Source organism: Brevibacillus sp. YAE8 (assembly GCF_057543335.1).
On the sequence record NZ_BAAIYG010000148.1, the window covers coordinates 1 to 543 of the forward strand.

1 pseudogene is annotated in these 543 nt (G+C 42.2%); it reads left to right on the forward strand.

Annotated features, from left to right (window positions below):
* A pseudogene (gene rapH, locus AC27IT_RS28090) lies at nt 1-543 on the forward strand (response regulator aspartate phosphatase RapH); the annotation flags it as partial.

A 543-nucleotide genomic window follows, 5' to 3' on the forward strand; every position in this document is an offset into this window, starting at 1 on the left:
GCCCTACAGTGACAGAGCTTCTTGAAACGATTGAGACCCCTCAGAAAAAACTCACAGGCCTTTTGAAATACTACTCTTTGTTTTTCCGCGGCATGTATGAATTTGACCAAAAAGAATATGTGGAAGCGATCGGATATTATCGCGAGGCGGAGAAAGAACTGCCGTTTGTGTCAGATGATATTGAGAAAGCCGAATTCCATTTTAAAGTGGCAGAAGCGTATTATCACATGAAGCAAACCCATGTGTCGATGCATCATATTCTTCAAGCCTTGGACATTTATCAAAACCATCCTCTATACAGCATTAGAACGATACAAAGCTTGTTTGTGATCGCCGGCAACTATGATGATTTCAAACATTATGATAAAGCGCTCCCGCATTTAGAGGCGGCGCTGGAATTGGCAATGGACATTCAAAATGACAGGTTTATCGCCATTTCTCTATTGAACATTGCAAACAGCTATGACAGATCAGGAGACGATCAGATGGCTGTAGAACATTTCCAAAAAGCGGCGAAAGTAAGCAGAGAGAAAGTCCCTGATC